This is a genomic window from Nesterenkonia sp. LB17, from assembly GCF_022565915.1.
Classification (GTDB): Bacteria; Actinomycetota; Actinomycetes; order Actinomycetales; family Micrococcaceae; genus Nesterenkonia.
This window is the reverse complement of record NZ_JAJOYX010000001.1, coordinates 814,106-829,467: the sequence shown is the minus strand read 5'-3', so window position 1 is coordinate 829,467 and position 15,362 is coordinate 814,106. Positions and strand designations below refer to the sequence as shown.

Annotated in this window: 13 protein-coding genes; 3 read left to right on the top strand and 10 right to left on the bottom strand. The window is 69.6% G+C overall.

Going from position 1 to position 15,362, the window contains the following annotated elements; all coding sequences use genetic code 11:
- Positions 1-10 precede the first annotated feature (10 nt).
- The 3 genes from LTH96_RS03770 to LTH96_RS03760 are packed head-to-tail and all read right to left on the bottom strand — an operon-like array spanning position 11 to position 4,341.
- Entirely contained in the window at positions 11-2,221 is a 2,211-nt protein-coding gene (locus tag LTH96_RS03770) for an ATP-dependent DNA helicase RecG (protein ID WP_241464398.1), read from the bottom strand.
- Between the two features lie 7 nt (positions 2,222-2,228).
- Entirely contained in the window at positions 2,229-3,257 is a 1,029-nt protein-coding gene (locus tag LTH96_RS03765) for a DAK2 domain-containing protein (protein ID WP_241464397.1), read from the bottom strand.
- A gap of 58 nt (positions 3,258-3,315) precedes the next feature.
- Entirely contained in the window at positions 3,316-4,341 is a 1,026-nt protein-coding gene (locus LTH96_RS03760; RefSeq protein ID WP_241464396.1) for an LCP family protein, read from the bottom strand.
- A gap of 52 nt (positions 4,342-4,393) precedes the next feature.
- Here LTH96_RS03760 and LTH96_RS03755 point away from each other — a divergent pair, with 52 nt between their 5' ends.
- Complete coding sequence (locus LTH96_RS03755) at positions 4,394-4,936, top strand: DUF3515 family protein (RefSeq protein WP_241464395.1); 543 nt, start codon at positions 4,394-4,396, stop codon at positions 4,934-4,936.
- A gap of 80 nt (positions 4,937-5,016) precedes the next feature.
- On the opposite strand, the gene LTH96_RS03750 is transcribed toward LTH96_RS03755, so the two are convergent.
- From LTH96_RS03750 to leuC, 6 genes are all read right to left on the bottom strand, one after another.
- Positions 5,017-6,165 (bottom strand): D-alanine--D-alanine ligase family protein, encoded by a 1,149-nt coding sequence (locus LTH96_RS03750; RefSeq protein WP_241464394.1) that lies wholly within the window; start codon positions 6,163-6,165, stop codon positions 5,017-5,019.
- 3 nt (positions 6,166-6,168) lie between these two features.
- A complete protein-coding gene (locus LTH96_RS03745) occupies positions 6,169-7,188 on the bottom strand; it encodes an NAD(P)H-dependent glycerol-3-phosphate dehydrogenase (RefSeq protein WP_241464393.1) in 1,020 nt (339 codons plus the stop codon).
- The gene (locus LTH96_RS03740) at positions 7,185-8,135 is read right to left on the bottom strand and encodes a lysophospholipid acyltransferase family protein (protein ID WP_241464392.1); all 951 of its coding nucleotides are present in this window, start codon (positions 8,133-8,135) and stop codon (positions 7,185-7,187) included. The genes LTH96_RS03745 and LTH96_RS03740 overlap by 4 nt, the downstream gene beginning before the upstream one ends.
- Before the next feature lie 24 nt (positions 8,136-8,159).
- On the bottom strand, positions 8,160-9,482 hold the full coding sequence (gene murA / locus LTH96_RS03735; RefSeq protein WP_241464391.1) for a UDP-N-acetylglucosamine 1-carboxyvinyltransferase: 1,323 nt from the start codon (positions 9,480-9,482) through the stop codon (positions 8,160-8,162).
- 145 nt (positions 9,483-9,627) lie between these two features.
- Entirely contained in the window at positions 9,628-10,227 is a 600-nt protein-coding gene (leuD, locus tag LTH96_RS03730) for a 3-isopropylmalate dehydratase small subunit (RefSeq protein ID WP_241464390.1), read from the bottom strand.
- A gap of 98 nt (positions 10,228-10,325) precedes the next feature.
- Positions 10,326-11,759, bottom strand: a complete 1,434-nt coding sequence (gene leuC, locus LTH96_RS03725) for a 3-isopropylmalate dehydratase large subunit (protein ID WP_241464389.1) — start codon at positions 11,757-11,759, stop codon at positions 10,326-10,328.
- Positions 11,760-11,877: 118 nt separating this feature from the next.
- Here leuC and LTH96_RS03720 point away from each other — a divergent pair, with 118 nt between their 5' ends.
- On the top strand, positions 11,878-12,801 hold the full coding sequence (locus LTH96_RS03720) for an IclR family transcriptional regulator (RefSeq protein ID WP_370644373.1): 924 nt from the start codon (positions 11,878-11,880) through the stop codon (positions 12,799-12,801).
- Between the two features lie 76 nt (positions 12,802-12,877).
- Positions 12,878-14,209 carry a UDP-glucose/GDP-mannose dehydrogenase family protein gene (locus LTH96_RS03715; RefSeq protein ID WP_370644372.1) on the top strand — a complete coding sequence of 444 codons (1,332 nt, stop codon included), beginning with the start codon at positions 12,878-12,880 and terminating at the stop codon, positions 14,207-14,209.
- On the opposite strand, the gene thiL is transcribed toward LTH96_RS03715, so the two are convergent.
- Positions 14,196-15,311 carry a thiamine-phosphate kinase gene (gene thiL, locus LTH96_RS03710; RefSeq protein ID WP_241464388.1) on the bottom strand — a complete coding sequence of 372 codons (1,116 nt, stop codon included), beginning with the start codon at positions 15,309-15,311 and terminating at the stop codon, positions 14,196-14,198. The genes LTH96_RS03715 and thiL overlap by 14 nt on opposite strands.
- Positions 15,312-15,362: the final 51 nt, after the last annotated feature.

Sequence of the window (15,362 nt, the reverse complement as noted above, 5' to 3'; positions counted from 1 at the left end):
CCGCGGGAGGTCAGCCGCGCTGGATGAATTCGTCCGCACCCTCGTGGAGGTCGCGGTACTCCCCTACCGCGGTGCGGAGTCCAGGGTAGTCCTCCCAGCTGGGATCCTTGGCGCTGAGCTGGCTCAGCAGCTCGGAGGCGCGGACGATGATCTTCTCATCTCTGATCGTGCGCAGCAGCTTCAGCGTCGACGCCCGGCCGGCCTGCGCGGCGCCGAGCACGTCGCCTTCACGCCGGCGCTCCAGATCCAGCCTCGCCAGGGTCATCCCGTCGGAGTGTTCGGCGACCTGTTCCAGCCGCTCCAAGGACGGGTGCCCGTCGGGCAGCCGGGTCACCAGCAGCGCCAACCCGTGGGCGCCGCCGCGGCCGATCCGTCCGCGCAGCTGGTGCAGGGTGGAGACCCCGAAGGCGTCGGCGTCGAGCACCGCCATCACCGTGGCGTTGTGCACGTCCACGCCCACCTCGATCACGGTGGTGCAGACCAGCACGTCGACCTCCCCGCGCTCGAAGGCGGTCATCACCTCCTCCTTGGAGGCGGCGTCCATCCGGCCGTGGACCTCGGCGCGCCGGGTCCTGCCCAGCAGCGGGTGATCGGCCAGGCGCTGGGAGATCAGCTCCACCGAGGCGTCCTGGTCGGTCTGCACCCCGGTCTCGGGGTCCTCGCGCGCATCGGCCTCGCTGATCTTGGGGCACACCACGTAGACCTGGTGACCGGCGGCGACCTCCTCGGCGATCCGCTCCCAGACCCGGCCGATGAGGCGCGGGCCCTGCACGGTGCGCACCACGTGGGTGACGATCGGCTGTCGGCCCATCGGCAGGCCCTCCAGGGTGGTCAGCTCCAGATCGCCGAAGACCGTCATCGCCACCGACCGTGGGATCGGGGTGGCGGACATGACCAGCATGTGCGGGGTGAGCTCGTAGCGGGTGCGCAGCGCATCCCGCTGCTCCACCCCGAAGCGGTGCTGCTCATCGACCACGGCCAGGCCCAGATCGACGAAGTGCACCTGGTCGCCGAGCACCGCGTGGGTGCCCACCACCAGTCCGGCGGTGCCGGAGGCGATGTCCAGCAGGGCGCGGCGTCGATCGGCGGTGTTCAGCGATCCGGTGAGCAGGGTGAGCCCGACCTCCCCGGCGAGGTCACCGAGCATCCGGCGCAGCGAGCGCTCATGCTGGGCGGCGAGCACCTCGGTGGGCGCGATCAGGGCGGCCTGTCCGCCGCTCTGAAGCACCTGCAGGATCGCGCGCAGCGCGACGAGGGTCTTGCCGGAGCCCACCTCGCCCTGGAGCAGCCGGTTCATCGGGTGCTCGCTGTCGAGCTCGGCGGCGATGAGCCCGCCGCAGCGGACCTGACCCTCGGTGAGGGTGAAGGGCAGCGCGGCGTCGAACCGGGCCAGCAGTCCGTCCTCCCGTGCGGGTCGCGGCTCGGCCCGGCGGTGCTGCTCCTGGGCGCGGCGCAGATGCAACAGCCCCTGGAGCAGGAACGCCTCGTGATAGCGCATCCTTCGCAGTCCGCGGTCTGGGTCTTCCATGGTCTCGGGCCGATGGATCAGCCGGTAGGCCTCGCCCAGGTCGGGCAGCTCCTCTTCTGTGCGGACGCTGGAGGGCAGCGGCTCGGGCCAGGCGGAGAAGTCGGTGAGGTCCAGCAGGATCTCGATGCAGTCCAGGATCCGGAAGCTGCTGATCCCGGAGGTCGCCGGATACAGCGGCACCGGGGTCTTGCCCCGGCTCAGCGCCCGGGGCAGGGCGGTCGCGCCCAGCGGGTCCTTGGCCGGGTCGACATGGTCGGTGATGGTCTCCGGATCGGCGTCGACCAGCACGGTGAAGTCGGGGTTGTTCAGGGTGGGGCGGTCGCGGTAGCTGCCGACCTTGCCGTGGAAGATCGCGCGGACGCCCTGGGTCAGCTGGCGGCCCACGCTCCAGCCGTTGAAGAACGCCATCTTCAGCGAGTTGCCCTCGTCATCGGCGACCCAGACCTCGGCGAGGGAGCCGCGCCGGTTCTGCATCTTGCGCACCGAGACCCCGGTGACCTCGGCGATCAGGCTGACGTGCTCCCCGGCCTCGGGGAGATCGCGGAAGGAGGAGAGCTGACCGAACTCGATCCAGCGGCGCGGATAGTGCTGCAGCAGCTGCGCGGCGGTGGTGATGCCCAGCCCCTGCTTGAGCGTCTTCGCCGACTCCGCGCCGATGAGCCGGCTCAGCTCGGTGGAGGGAAGCACATCCACGCGGGGGTCACTCCTGGCTTCGGGGCGGCTGGTCTTGATGAGTGATGTGCAGCGCGGTGGCGGCGTAGGACTCCACCGGTCCCGCGGCGTGCACGGTCTCGGAGGTGCGCGGCTCCTCACACGTGTGCACGTGGATCCGCCAGCGGTAGGTGCCGTCGTCGTCGGCGTTCACGTCGATCGGGGTCACGATCACCGAGTCGCCGAGGTCATCGAGGGCATGGCGCAGCGAGGCGGCTCCGAGCGGGTCCAGCCGCACGGTGCACATGACCTCGGCGCCGTCTGCCCCGTCGGCGGATGCCTCCGCAGTGGACGCCGGCGCGGAGTTCTGGCCCTCGGGGCCCTCATCGGCGGGGCGCTGCTGCCAGCCGGGCAGAGTGTGCAGCGGGGCGAAGTCCATGGCGATCCCGGTGATGGTCGAATGCAGCGCGATGAGCACCACCAGCAGTCCGGCTCCCCCGGAGTCCACCACGTTCGCGCGCTGCAGCACCGGCAGCTGTTCCCGGGTGGCCTGCACGGCGACGAAGGCGCGGGAGACCACGTAGGGCATGGCCGCCTCCAGGGCGGCCCGGCTCTCGGGCTCCTGGGCCGCGGCGGCACGATGGCGCACCTCGGAATGGACCGCGTCGAGCACCGAGAGCATGGTCCCGGCGACCGGGTCGGTCAGCGCGGACCAGGACCGGACCTTTGCACGCTCCAGCGCCCGGGCGAACCCGGAGATGGTGAGCCGCTCCTGCCCGTGCAGCGGTTCGGCCAGCCCGGAGATCAGCACCGCGAGCAGGGTGCCGGAGTTCCCGTAGGCCTCCGACATCGCGCGGGAGCCGGCGGCGGCGAAGAGCTCGCCCAGATCCTGGGTGGAGGAGGTCTCCACGCTCGCGCGGCAGGCCTTGATCGTGGCGAGCATGTTCTCGCCGGTGTCGGAGTCAGGGATCGGGAACACGTTGAGCCGGTTGAGGTTCTCGACGTTCTGTTCCAGGGCGGCTTCGGCCAGGATGAACCAGCGGTGCACTGCGGCGGCGCCCTTGACCTTGCCCCTCACCTAGTGCTCCCCTCGAGAGTGGTCTGTGTGTGGCCTCATCCGACGTGGCGTCGGCGGCTCATCTGTACGCGGCATATTCGTCCAGCGTACTGTCCGCGATGGCATCCGCGACGTCCGCCATGGCCTGTTCGTCCTGGTAGAAGATCCATTGGCCGTCCTGGGAGTAGCCGCTGCCGCCGGTGGGGACGGTGAACATGTCGACGTTGCCGGCGGCGCCGCGCACGTTCCAGCGCAGCGCGGCCGCGGTGCCGGCGTCGAGGGTGTCATCGACGATCAGGTGCGGGGAGAAGGTCTCCACCATCTCCTGGATCCGGCCGGGGCTGCTCAGGTTGCCGGGATCCAGCGTCTCGTCGAGGACTGCGCGGATGAAGGCCTGCTGGTTGCGCACCCGCTGGAGGTCCCCGTCGGGGAAGCTCATCCGGTGCCGGACGAAGGACAGCGCCTCTTCGGAGTTCATCTCCTGCTCCCCGGGATGGAAGGTGAAGCCCTCTGCGGTGGTGAACGCCTGGTCGTAGCCGGAGTACACGGTGACCCCGCCGAGCGCATCGACCAGACCGGTGAAGCCGAGCATGTCCACCGCCGCCACGTGATCGATGCGCGCATCGAAGAGGGACTCGATGGTGCTGACGGTCAGCGGTATGCCCCCCAGGCTCAGTGCGGCATTGATCTTGTGCGAGCCGTGTCCCGGCACCTCCACCCAGAGGTCGCGCGGGATCGACATGATCTGCACGCTCTGCCGGTCACTGGGGACATGGACCAGCATCATGGTGTCGGAACGCCCGCCCTGGGGCACCCGCGCAAGTTCCTCGGTCGCACCCGATCCGCCGTTGTCATCGGAGCCCAGCAGCAGGATGTTGATCGACTCGTCCTCCTCGGCCCGGACCGGGCGGACCTCCTCCTCCGGGAAGCTCTCCTCGAAGGTCTGGGCATTGTCCTCATAGGCGCTGCCCAAGGAGTTCAGGTACCACATCGACGCCACCAGGGCACCGACCACGACGACGGCCACCACACTCACGATGATCAGTACGGCACGACGCCCGCGCCTCTTCGGCCTGGGCCTGGCGTAGTCGACCTGATTTGTCATCTCGTGCTCCTGGAATGGGCAACTGTTGAGAACTTGATACAGAATATGTCATGTGTCTATATCTCCCGGCTACCCCCGTGTTCGCGTTCGTGCCGTCCTGACCACACTGTTGGGACTGGGTCTGATCAGCGGCTGCGCCTCCACGGCGACGGTCGAAGCCGCCCCGGACGCGGCGAATCCTGACTGCGCCGACGTGATGCTCATGGTGCCTGAGGTCCTCGGGGACCATGAGCTGCGCCCCACCACATCCCAGGGCACCGCGGTATGGGGCGATCCCAGCCAGGTGGTCATGCGCTGCGGGGTCGTCCCTCCGGGTCCGAGCGCTGAGCACTGCGTGGGGGCCGACGGCGTGGACTGGCTCGCGCTGGAAGAGGACGAGCAGACCTGGCGGCTGGTCACCTATGGTCGGGATCCAGCCGTGGAGGTGCTGCTGAACCTCGACGAGGTCGGCTCCTCCACCGCGATGCTCGGCCTGGCCCCCGCGGTGCAGCAGGTGGAGCAGACCAGGGCCTGCACCACCCTGGATCAGGAGATCGAGGAGACCGAGGACGCGCAGGAGGTCCAGGAGGGCGCGGCGACGGAGCCGCAGGACTGAGGAGCCCGGCCCCTGGGCCGGGCGCCGGCCTCAGCCGGTCGCAGCGGCAGGACTGGTGCAGCTCGCCCGCCCGGGCAGGTTCAGCGCAGGCCGGAGGGGCGCTGCAGCGCCAGGCTGATCAGCTCGGTGATCAGCGCGGTGTAGCCGATCCCGGTGGCCTTCCACATCTGCGGGTACATGCTGATCGGGGTGAAGCCGGGCATGGTGTTGACCTCGTTGATGACCACGTCCCCGGCGGTGGTGTAGAAGAAGTCTGCCCGCGAGATGCCCTCGGCGCCGAGGGATTCGAACGCGATGACGGCCTGGCGGCGGATCTCCTCGCTGACCTCCGCGGGCAGCTCGGCCGGGCAGGAGAGGTCCGCGGCCGCGGCGTCGGTGTATTTGGCGGTGAAGTCATAGAACTGGTGCGCCTGGGAGCCGTCGTGGACCACGATCTCGCCCAGCAGCGAGGCGCGGGCGGGTGCGCCGTTCTGGGATCCGAGCACTCCGCACTCGATCTCCCGACCGTCGATCCCCTGCTCCACGATCACCTTGGGGTCGTGTCTGCGCGCCTCGGCGATGGCGTCTTCGAGCTGGGCGTGGTCATCGACCCGGGTGATGCCCATGGAGGAGCCTGCTCGGGAGGGCTTCACGAACACCGGCAGCGTCAGCTCGCGGATCCGCTCCAGCGCCGCGGCGGGGTCCTGGGTCCACTGTCGGTCGGTGATGGTCACCCAGGGCCCGACGTGCAGCCCGGCGGCGGCGAAGGCGATCTTCATGTAGTGCTTGTCCATGGCCAGCGCAGAGCTGAGCACCCCGGCGCCGACGTAGGTCAGTCCGGCGAGCTCGAGCAGTCCCTGGATGGTGCCGTCCTCGCCGAAGGGTCCGTGCAGCAGCGGGAAGACCACGTCGACGTGGCCCATCGCGGTGGAGCTGCCGTCGGCGTGGACCTCGAGGAGTTCGGCGCGGCGCTCGGAGGAGCCGGCGGCGCCCGAGTGGAGCTGCACCGTGGACTCGGTGGGCAGCACCCGGGGCAGCTCCTCGCCGCCGAAGCCGTGGCTGCGCGGGTCGGTGACCGGGCGGGTCCACTGGCCGGTGGCGGTGATGCCGACGGCGACGACGTCGAAGGCGTCGGTGTCGATGGCGTTGAGCACGCCGGCCGCGGTCACGCAGCTCACCGCATGTTCGGAGGACTGCCCGCCGTAGAGGACGAGGACGCGGGGCTTGCATGCAGGGTCAATCTCTGCCATGGGTCATCTTCCTTCGGCTTTGAGGTCTCGTGCCAGCAGCAGCGAGGACAGGCGGTCCACCGGCAGCTTGCCGTCCAGGACGGCCACCACGGCTTCGCAGATCGGCATCTCGACGTCGTGCTGGCGGGCCAGCTCCACCACGGCGGAGCCGGACTTCATGCCCTCGGCGGTCTGCGAGAGCTGGGCGGTGGCCTCGTCGGCGGTGAGCCCCTCGCCGAGGAGTCGACCGGCGCTGCGGTTGCGCGAGAGCGGGGAGGCGCAGGTCGCGACGAGGTCACCGAGGCCGGCGAGGCCGGAGAAGGTCTCCAGGCGTCCGCCCAGCTCGGTGGCCAGGCGGGTGGTCTCGGCCAGCCCGCGGGTGATCACCGAGGCTTTGGAGTTGTCGCCGAGCTTCTGCCCGTCGCAGATGCCCACCGCCAGGGCGATGACGTTCTTCACGATTCCGGCGATCTCGACCCCGATGACATCGGTGTTGGTGTAGGGCCGGAAGTACGCGTTGTTGCACAGCGCCGCCACGCGTTCGGCGGTCTCCTCACTGGTGCTGGCGACCACCGAGGCGGTGGGCTGCTCCTGGGCGATCTCCATGGCCAGGTTGGGTCCGGAGACCACCGCGATGCGCTCGGGGGCGACGGCCAGCTCGGCGCCGATGACCTCGGACATGCGCAGGTCGGTGCCCCGCTCGAGACCCTTGATCAGCGAGACCAGGACGGCGGACTCGTGCAGGTTCTCGCGGACCACCTGCAGCTGCGAGCGCAGCGACTGGGCCGGCACGGCGAGCACGACGATCTCCGCGTCGCGGACGGCCTCGGCCAGGTCGCTGGTGGCGGTGATCATCTCCGGGAGGCGGGTCTCGCCGAGATAGGTGGTGTTGGTATGGGACTCGGTGATCTCGGCGGCCACCTCGGGGCGGCGGGCCCAGAGCGCGATCGTGGGTGCGTGGCCTCCGAGCACGGCGGCGTCGGCCATCACCTTGGCGAAGGTGGTGCCCCAGCTGCCGGCTCCCAGGACGGCGATCTTGGTCATGGCTGACCCTCCTGCGCGTCGTCGGACTGGTCGGCTGCGGGGTGCTGAGCTTCCCGTGGGGTGCGGCGCGGCTGCCTGCGCGGGACCCGCTGGCGCAGGCTGCGGTCCCAGATCATCTCCGGGGGCTCCTCCCCGCGCAGCGCGGCCACCCCGTCGGTGAGCGCGGCCTCGATGCGTTCGGTGGCCTCGGTGAGCACGGCCCGGGTCATCGGGCCGCCGCGCAGGTCGGAGAGGTCGATCGGCTCTCCCACGGTGAGCTGGTAGCGCTTGCGTGGGAAGAACTTGGGCATCTTGGCGTAGGTGCCGAAGAGCTCCTGCACGCCCCAGTGGGTGATCGGGATCAGCGGGGCCCCGGTGCTCAGCGCGAGCCGCGCGGCGCCGGTCTTCGCTCGCATCGGCCAGCCCTCGGGGTCCCGGGTGAGGGTGCCTTCGGGGTAGATCATGATCGCACCGTCGGCGGCGAGCACGTCCTTCGCCGCCTCCAGCGAGCGGCGGGCGTCGGTGCGGCTGTCCCGGGAGACCGGGATCTGCTTCAGGCCGCTGAACACCTTGCCCAGCACCGGGATGCGGAACAGCGAGTCCTTGGTCATGAAGTGGAAGGTGTGGCCGCTGCGGTAGACGGCGTGGGCGACGGCGAGCGGATCGACCTCGCTGACATGGTTCGCCACCACGATGAACCCGCCGTGCGGCAGCGTCTCCAGGCCGTGCCAGCGGCGTCCCATGGCCAGGTTCAGCACTGGGACGCACACGACGGCGGCGGCGGAGAAACCGAGCCGGGTGCCGCGACCCACGGTGTAGTCCATGGTGCCATGGGCTGAGCCCCCGCGGGTCAGCGTGGTCTCAGCCGGCTCGGCGCGCTTGGACTTCCGGCGGCTCGAGCCGGATTTGCGGCGGCTCGAGCGGCCTCGGCCCTCGACGGGTGCTGGGTCGCTGCTCTGATCGGTCACAGAGATAGACCCTACCGGCCCGACTCAGCGTTCGGACATCACGACATCCGCACCCAGGTCGTTGAGCTTGTCCATGAAGTGCTCGTAGCCGCGGTTGATGACTTCGATGCCGGTGACGGTGGAGGTGCCCTTCGCGGCCAGCGCCGCGATCAGGTGGGAGAAGCCGCCGCGCAGGTCCGGGACGTCGATCTCGGCACCGGTGAGCTCCACCGGACCGGAGATCACGGCGGAGTGCAGGAAGTTGCGCTGCCCGAAGCGGCAGGGGCTTGAGCCCAGGCACTCCCGGTGCAGCTGGATGGAGGCGCCCATCCGCTGCAGCGCCTCGGTGAAGCCGAACCGGTTCTCATAGACGGTCTCGTGCACGATCGAGACGCCGTGGGCCTGGGTCAGCGCGACCACCAGCGGCTGCTGCCAGTCGGTCATGAATCCCGGGTGCACGTCGGTCTCGAGCACCAGCGGCTTCAGGGCGTGGCCTGCGTGCCAGAAGCGGATGCCGTCGTCGTCCACGGCGAACTCGCCGCCGATCTTGCGGTAGGTGTTCAGGAAGGCCATCAGGTCACGCTGGGCGGCGCCCTTGACGTAGATGTCGCCCTGGGTGACCAGTGCGGCCGAGGCCCAGGAGGCGGTCTCGTTGCGGTCGGTGATCGCGCGGTGGCGGTAGCCGGAGAGCCGGTCCACGCCTTCGATACGGATGGTGCGGTCGGTGTAGACCGTGATGATCGCGCCCATCTGCTGCAGGATCGCGATCAGGTCGTGGATCTCCGGCTCCACCGCGGCGTTCTCGAGCTCGGTGATGCCCTCGGCGAGCACCGCGGTGAGCAGCACCTGCTCGGTGGCTCCCACGGAGGGGTAGGGCAGGGTCAGCTTCGCGCCCTTGAGCCCGCGCGGTGCGGAGATGTGGATGCCGGTGGGAGATTTGTCGACGACGGCGCCGAAGTTGCGCAGCACCTCGAGGTGGTAGTCGATCGGGCGGTCACCGATCCGGCAGCCGCCGAGGTCGGGGATGAACGCCTCGCCGTGCTGGTGCATGAGCGGACCGCAGAAGAGGATCGGGATGCGGGAGTCCCCGGCATAGGCGTCGATCTCGGAGTGGGCGGCGCTGTAGGAGTCGCGCGGGTCCAGCGTGAGGTCATTGGTGACCGGGTCGGCGTCGACCTTGACGCCGTGGATCTGGAGCAGATTGGTGACGATCTCGACGTCTTTGATCGCCGGGACGTTGCGCAGCTGCGAGGGCTCGCTGCCCAGCAGCGCGGCCACCATGGCCTTCGGCACGAGGTTCTTTGCGCCACGGACGTGGACGGAACCCTCGAGTGGCTTTCCACCTTGGACGGTGAGCAGCTTGGCCATTGGACTGGATGTCCCTTCTTCGACAAACGTGGAATGTAGCTTTGCCACTGTAACCACATCCGCTGGGGTCCCTTCCCAGTTCCGCCGGTGGCGGAGGCAACAATTCGGTCAAGCCCGAGCCCCCGCAGGGTGGAATCAGGCGAGGTCAGACCTTTACTGGCAGGGTTTTCGGCTTGAATCCGGGCCGTGTCTCCTCGAAGGCCAACACGTGCGACTCTTCGCGCAATGTGAGCGAGATATCGTCGAGTCCCTCGAGCAGCCGCCAGCGGGTGTAGTTGTCGATCTCGAAGGTGGTGTCCACCGAGCCGCAGCGCACGGTGCGGTTCACCAGGTCCACGGTGATCTCGGTGCCGGGGTTGTTCTCCAGCTCCTTCCAGATGAGCTCCACATCGGGCTGGGCCACCTTCGCGGCGAGCAGGCCCTGCTTGGCCGAGTTGCCGTAGAAGATGTCGGCGAAGCGCGAGGAGATCACGGCGCGGAAGCCGTAGTCCTTCAGCGCCCAGACGGCGTGCTCGCGGGAGGAGCCGGTGCCGAAGTCGGATCCGGCCACCAGCACCGAACCGTGCTTGTAGACGGGCTGGTTGAGCACGAAGTCCGGGCTCTTCCGCCAGGAGGAGAAGAGCGCATCTTCGAAGCCGGTCTTGGTGATCCGCTTCAGGTAGACCGCGGGGATGATCTGGTCGGTGTCCACATTCGACTGCTTCAGCGGGACGCCGATGCCGGTGTGCGTGGTGATGGGTTCCATGGTCACTTTCTCAGCAGTTCAGAGCGAGGCTCAGAGATGTCGGTGAGCGAGGCTCAGGGTGTCGGTGAGCGAGGCTCAGAGGTGTCGGTGAGCGAGGTTCAGGCGGGGACGAGGAGGTCGGCGGGCGCGGAGAGGGTGCCGCGGATCGCGGTGGCGGCGGCCACCACCGGGGAGACCAGGTGGGTCCGGCCGCCCTTGCCCTGCCGACCCTCGAAGTTGCGGTTCGAGGTGGAGGCGCAGCGCTCTCCGGGGGCCAGCTGGTCCGGGTTCATGCCCAGACACATCGAGCAGCCGGCGAAGCGCCATTCGGCGCCGAACTCCTTGAACACCTTGTCCAGGCCCTCGGCTTCGGCCTGCAGCCGGACCTTCGCGGAGCCCGGGACCACGATCATCCGAATCTCGGGGTCCTTCTCGCGGCCGGCCAGGACCTCCGCGGCGGCACGAAGATCCTCCATCCGGGAGTTGGTGCAGGAGCCCAGGAAGACGGTGTCCACCCGGATGTCCTTCATCCGGGTGCCCGGTTCCAGGTCCATGTAGGTCAGCGCGCGTTCGGCGGACTCGCGGGCGACGTCGTCGGTGAAGTCGGTGGGGGCCGGGACCGCGCCGTTGAGGCTCACGCCCTGGCCCGGGTTGGTGCCCCAGGTGACGAAGGGGTCCAGGGTGTCGGCGTCGAGGATCACCTCGGCGTCGAAGACGGCGCCGTCATCGGTGCGCAGCGACTCCCAGTATTCGACGGCCGAGTCCCAGTCCTCGCCCTGCGGGGCGTGCGGGCGATCCTTGATGAACTCGAAGGTGGTCTGATCCGGGGCGATCATCCCGGCCCGGGCGCCGGCCTCGATGGACATGTTGCAGATGGTCATCCGCGCGTCCATGGAGAGCTCCTCGATGGCGCTGCCGCGGTATTCGAGCACGTAGCCCTGTCCGCCGCCGGTGCCGATCTCGGCGATGACCGCCAGGATGATGTCCTTGGAGCTGACGCCGGGGCGCAGCGAGCCGTTGACGGTGATCGCCATGGTCTTGAACGGCTTCAGCGGCAGGGTCTGGGTGGCCAGGACATGTTCGACCTCGGAGGTGCCGATGCCCATCGCCAGGGCGCCGAAGGCCCCGTGGGTGGAGGTGTGGGAGTCACCGCAGACCACGGTCATGCCGGGCTGGGTGAGTCCGAGCTGGGGGCCCACCACGTGGACGATCCCCTGGTCGGCGTCGCCCAGGGAGTGGATCCGGACGCCGAACTCCTCGGCGTTCGCGCGCAGCGTGTCCACCTGTTTCCGCGAGATCGGGTCCGCGATCGGCTTGTCGATCTCCAGCGTGGGGGTGTTGTGGTCCTCGGTGGCGATGGTCAGATCCGGGCGACGGACCGGACGGCCGGCCAGGCGCAGACCCTCGAAGGCCTGCGGGCTGGTCACCTCGTGGACCAGGTGCAGGTCGATGTAGAGAAGGTCCGGGGACCGCTGACCGTCTGACTCCTTGCCGGGGACGACGACGTGGTCGCGCCAGACCTTTTCAGGCAACGTGAGTGGCTTGTTCGCCATGGGATCCTCCTGATTGGCTCACTCTCTACAGAACCACCATTGGACGGCGGCTTCTATACCCCCACGCACAGGTCTCATTATCTGAGATCGCGTGGGCGATTACCAGTATCATGAGCACATGCCAGCTTTGCCCTATTCCCCCCGGCCCGGTGAGCAGTACTCGCCCCAGACCTCCCGTGCCGCCGCCTCCGCGGCCGGCGGCACCGGTCCGCGCCGGATGGTGGCGCAGAAGCTGCCCCCGGCAGACGCTGCCGGCACGACTCCGCCCACGCTGCCTGCGGATCCGCCGCGGCCGCTGCACTCCCCCTCCGGGATCGGGGTGGTGGACAAGTCGGTGATGATCATGGACGCCCTGGAAGCCGGTCCGGCCTCGCTGGCCCAGCTGGTGGAATGCACCGGACTTGCCCGGCCCACCGTGCACCGGCTGGCCAGCGCGCTGGTCCATCACCGCTTCCTCAGCCGCGACGTGCGTGGACGCTATGTGATCGGGTCCCGGCTCGCCGAGCTGGCCTCGGCCGCCGGCGATGACCGGCTGGTCACCGCGGCGGGCCCGATCCTGCTGCGGCTGCGCGACGCCACCGGCGAGAGCTCCCAGCTCTATCGCCGGCAGGGCGACGCCCGGGTCTGTGTGGCCTCCGCGGAGCGGCCGATCGGGCTGCGCGACTCGATCCCGGTGGGCACCCAGCTCTCGATGAAGGCCGGCTCCGCCGCCCAGGTGCTGCTGGCCTGGGAGGACCACGAGCGCCTGGTCGAGGGCCTGCAGGGCGCCCGCTTCACCCCCACGGTGCTCGCCGGGGTGCGACGACGCGGCTGGGGCGAGTCCCTCGGGGAGCGCGAGGCCGGGGTCGCCTCGGTCTCAGCCCCGGTGCGCGGACCCTCGGGACGGGTGCTCGCTGCGGTGTCGATCTCGGGACCGATCGAGCGGCTGACCCGCCAGCCCGGACGGCAGTACGCCGGCGTCGTCGTGCAGGCGGCGCATCAGCTCACCGAGCTGGTGCGCAAGAACCCCGACGCCGCCGAACACGGGCTGGGAGAGCAGTAGCCCAGGCACAACGACCGAGGCACGCCCGCCTGGAGGCATTTCCCAGGAATCTCGGTCCCGCCTTTATGATGAGGGCGTGATTGAGAATATAAGCGTCATCGGAACTGGCTACCTCGGCGCCACCCATGCGGCATGCATGGCAGAGCTGGGCTATAACGTCCTCGGTGTGGACATCGACCCGGAGAAGATCGATTCGCTCTCCCGCGGCGAACTTCCCTTCCATGAACCCGGCCTGCCGGAGCTCATCCGCAAGCACGTGGATTCGGGTCGACTGCGCTTCACCACCGATCTCGAAGAGGTCGGCGCCTGGGGCGACGTGCACTTCATCGCCGTGGGCACCCCGCAGCAGGCCGGCGGCACCGGCGCGGACATGACCTTCGTCAACGCCGCCACCAGCTCGCTGGCAAGGGCGATCAAGAAGGACGCGCTGATCGTGGGCAAGTCCACCGTCCCGGTGGGCACCGCCCGGCGGCTGGCCGCCCTGGTCGAGGAAGAGTCCGCCGAGGGTGTGCGCGTGACCCTCGCCTGGAACCCTGAGTTCCTGCGTGAAGGCTTCGCCGTCGAAGACACGCTGCGTCCCGACCGGCTGGTCGTGGGCACCGCCGAGGAGGCCGATGAGGCCGTGCTGCGCGAGGTCTACTCCGAGGCGCTGAGCCGGGAGACCCCCTGGATCACCACCGACTTCGAGACCGCCGAGCTGGTCAAGGTCGCCGCGAACGCGTTCCTGGCCACCAAGATCTCCTTCATCAACGCCTTCGCCGAGGTCACCGAGACCGTGGGCGGCAACATCACCACCCTGGCCGACGCGATCGGCCACGACACCCGCATCGGGCGCAAGTTCCTCAACGCCGGCGTCGGCTTCGGCGGCGGCTGCCTGCCCAAGGACATCCGCGCCCTGCAGACCCGCGTGGGCGAGCTCGGCCTGGACCACACCATGCGCTTCCTGGATGAGATGGACCAGATCAACCTGCGCCGCCGCGACAAGGTGGTCACCCTCGCCGAGCAGATCCTCGACGCTGACCTCACCGGCAAGCGCATCGCGGTGCTGGGTGTGGCGTTCAAGCCGCTCTCCGACGACGTCCGCGACTCCCCCGGTCTGGATGTGGCCGTCCGGCTGTTCAGCTCCGGCGCCGACGTCGCCGTCTATGACCCGGAGAGCAACCGCAATGCGGCCAAGCGCTTCCCGCGCCTGGGCTATGTGGACTCGCTCATCGAGGCTGTCACCGGCGCGGACCTGGTGGTCCTGACCACCGAGTGGAACGAGTTCAAGGCGCTCACCCCCAGCGACCTCGAGCCCCTGGTGGCGCAGAAGCAGTTCATCGACGCGCGCAATGTGCTCAGCGCCGAAGAATGGGAAGGCGCCGGCTGGCGCTTCGCCCAGCTGGGTCGGATCTTCAACGACGCCTGAACGAATCCCAGCCACGATCACCGATGGCGCCCGTGAGGACCACCTCGCGGGCGCCATCGGCGTCTGATCCGGCTTCTTCGCCCGCCTCGGGGGTCTCTGCGACGTCCAGGATCTCGCCGATCCTCAGGAAGCCTGCCGGAAGCGTCACGTCTGCGGGGAAGCTGGCGAGCAGCTCGTAGTCCTCTCCCCCGGCGGCGGCCCAGCGCAGCACCTGCGCGTGCGCCTGCGTCGCCGAGAGTCCCAGAGCCTCTGCGGCCGGGAGCAGAGCAGCAGCCTGCTCAGCCAGGGCGGTCTCGTCCAGGAGCACCCGCACGGCGGAGGCTCGGGCGATCCGTCCGGCGTCGCGCAGCAGTCCGTCGGAGAGGTCCATGCCGGCGGTGGCCCCGGCGGCCAGGGCCTGGGCGCCGGTGGTCAGGCGCGGTGCGGGAGCGATCTGGGCGTCGCGCAGCCGGGAGAGCCGCGGCTCGGCACAGGGGTGGCCGGCTTCGAGCAGCGCCAATCCTGCCGCGGCCGCGCCCAGGGGGCCCGAGACGGCGAGCTGGTCTCCCGGTCGGGCGCCGGTGCGGCGCAGCGGCGCCCGACCGGCAGGCAGCCGCCCGACGGCGGTCAGGGTCACCGAGATGCCGGGGCCCGTGCCGAGGTCGCCGCCGGCGATGTGGCAGTGTCCCGCGCCTTCGCGGCGCATCGCCTCGGCGAGTCCGCGGTAGAACCCGCGCACCCAGTCCAGCGGTGTGGCTTCGGGCAGCGTCAGGCTGACCAGAAGGGCGATGGGGGTCGCCGCCATGGCGTTGAGGTCGGAGAGGTTCTGTGCGGCGGCCTTGAGCCCGACGGCTCGGCCCATCGGGGCGCCCTGATCCGGCGCGGTCCACCAGCTCGCGCGGAAGTCCTGGTCCTGGCTCAGGGTGTCAGTGGTGAGCGCGATGCGGGCGGGTGCGCCGTCGTCGGGGAGCGCCAGCACCGCCGCGTCGTCACCGGAGGCCAGGGCAAGCGCGGCCAGGTCGGTCTCGCGGCTGTGGAGATCGCCGAGCTCCTGAAGGATGACGGCGAGGACCGCGTCCTCACCGGACTCCCCCACGCTCAGCGCGTCAGGGTCATTCAGCATCAGGGGCACTCAACATCAGGATCGCTGGCGCTCGGACTCATTCTGCATGGG

What these genes read in the sequence shown, in the direction of transcription:
- LTH96_RS03760 (WP_241464396.1), bottom strand. Translation starts at nt 4,341, where the DNA reads ATGACAAATCAGGTCGACTACGCCAGGCCCAGGCCGAAGAGGCGCGGG.
- LTH96_RS03750 (WP_241464394.1), bottom strand. Translation starts at nt 6,165, where the DNA reads ATGGCAGAGATTGACCCTGCATGCAAGCCCCGCGTCCTCGTCCTCTAC.
- LTH96_RS03745 (WP_241464393.1), bottom strand. Translation starts at nt 7,188, where the DNA reads ATGACCAAGATCGCCGTCCTGGGAGCCGGCAGCTGGGGCACCACCTTC.
- murA (WP_241464391.1), bottom strand. Translation starts at nt 9,482, where the DNA reads ATGGCCAAGCTGCTCACCGTCCAAGGTGGAAAGCCACTCGAGGGTTCC.
- leuD (WP_241464390.1), bottom strand. Translation starts at nt 10,227, where the DNA reads ATGGAACCCATCACCACGCACACCGGCATCGGCGTCCCGCTGAAGCAG.
- leuC (WP_241464389.1), bottom strand. Translation starts at nt 11,759, where the DNA reads ATGGCGAACAAGCCACTCACGTTGCCTGAAAAGGTCTGGCGCGACCAC.
- LTH96_RS03720 (WP_370644373.1), top strand. Translation starts at nt 11,878, where the DNA reads ATGCCAGCTTTGCCCTATTCCCCCCGGCCCGGTGAGCAGTACTCGCCC.
- thiL (WP_241464388.1), bottom strand. Translation starts at nt 15,311, where the DNA reads ATGCTGAATGACCCTGACGCGCTGAGCGTGGGGGAGTCCGGTGAGGAC.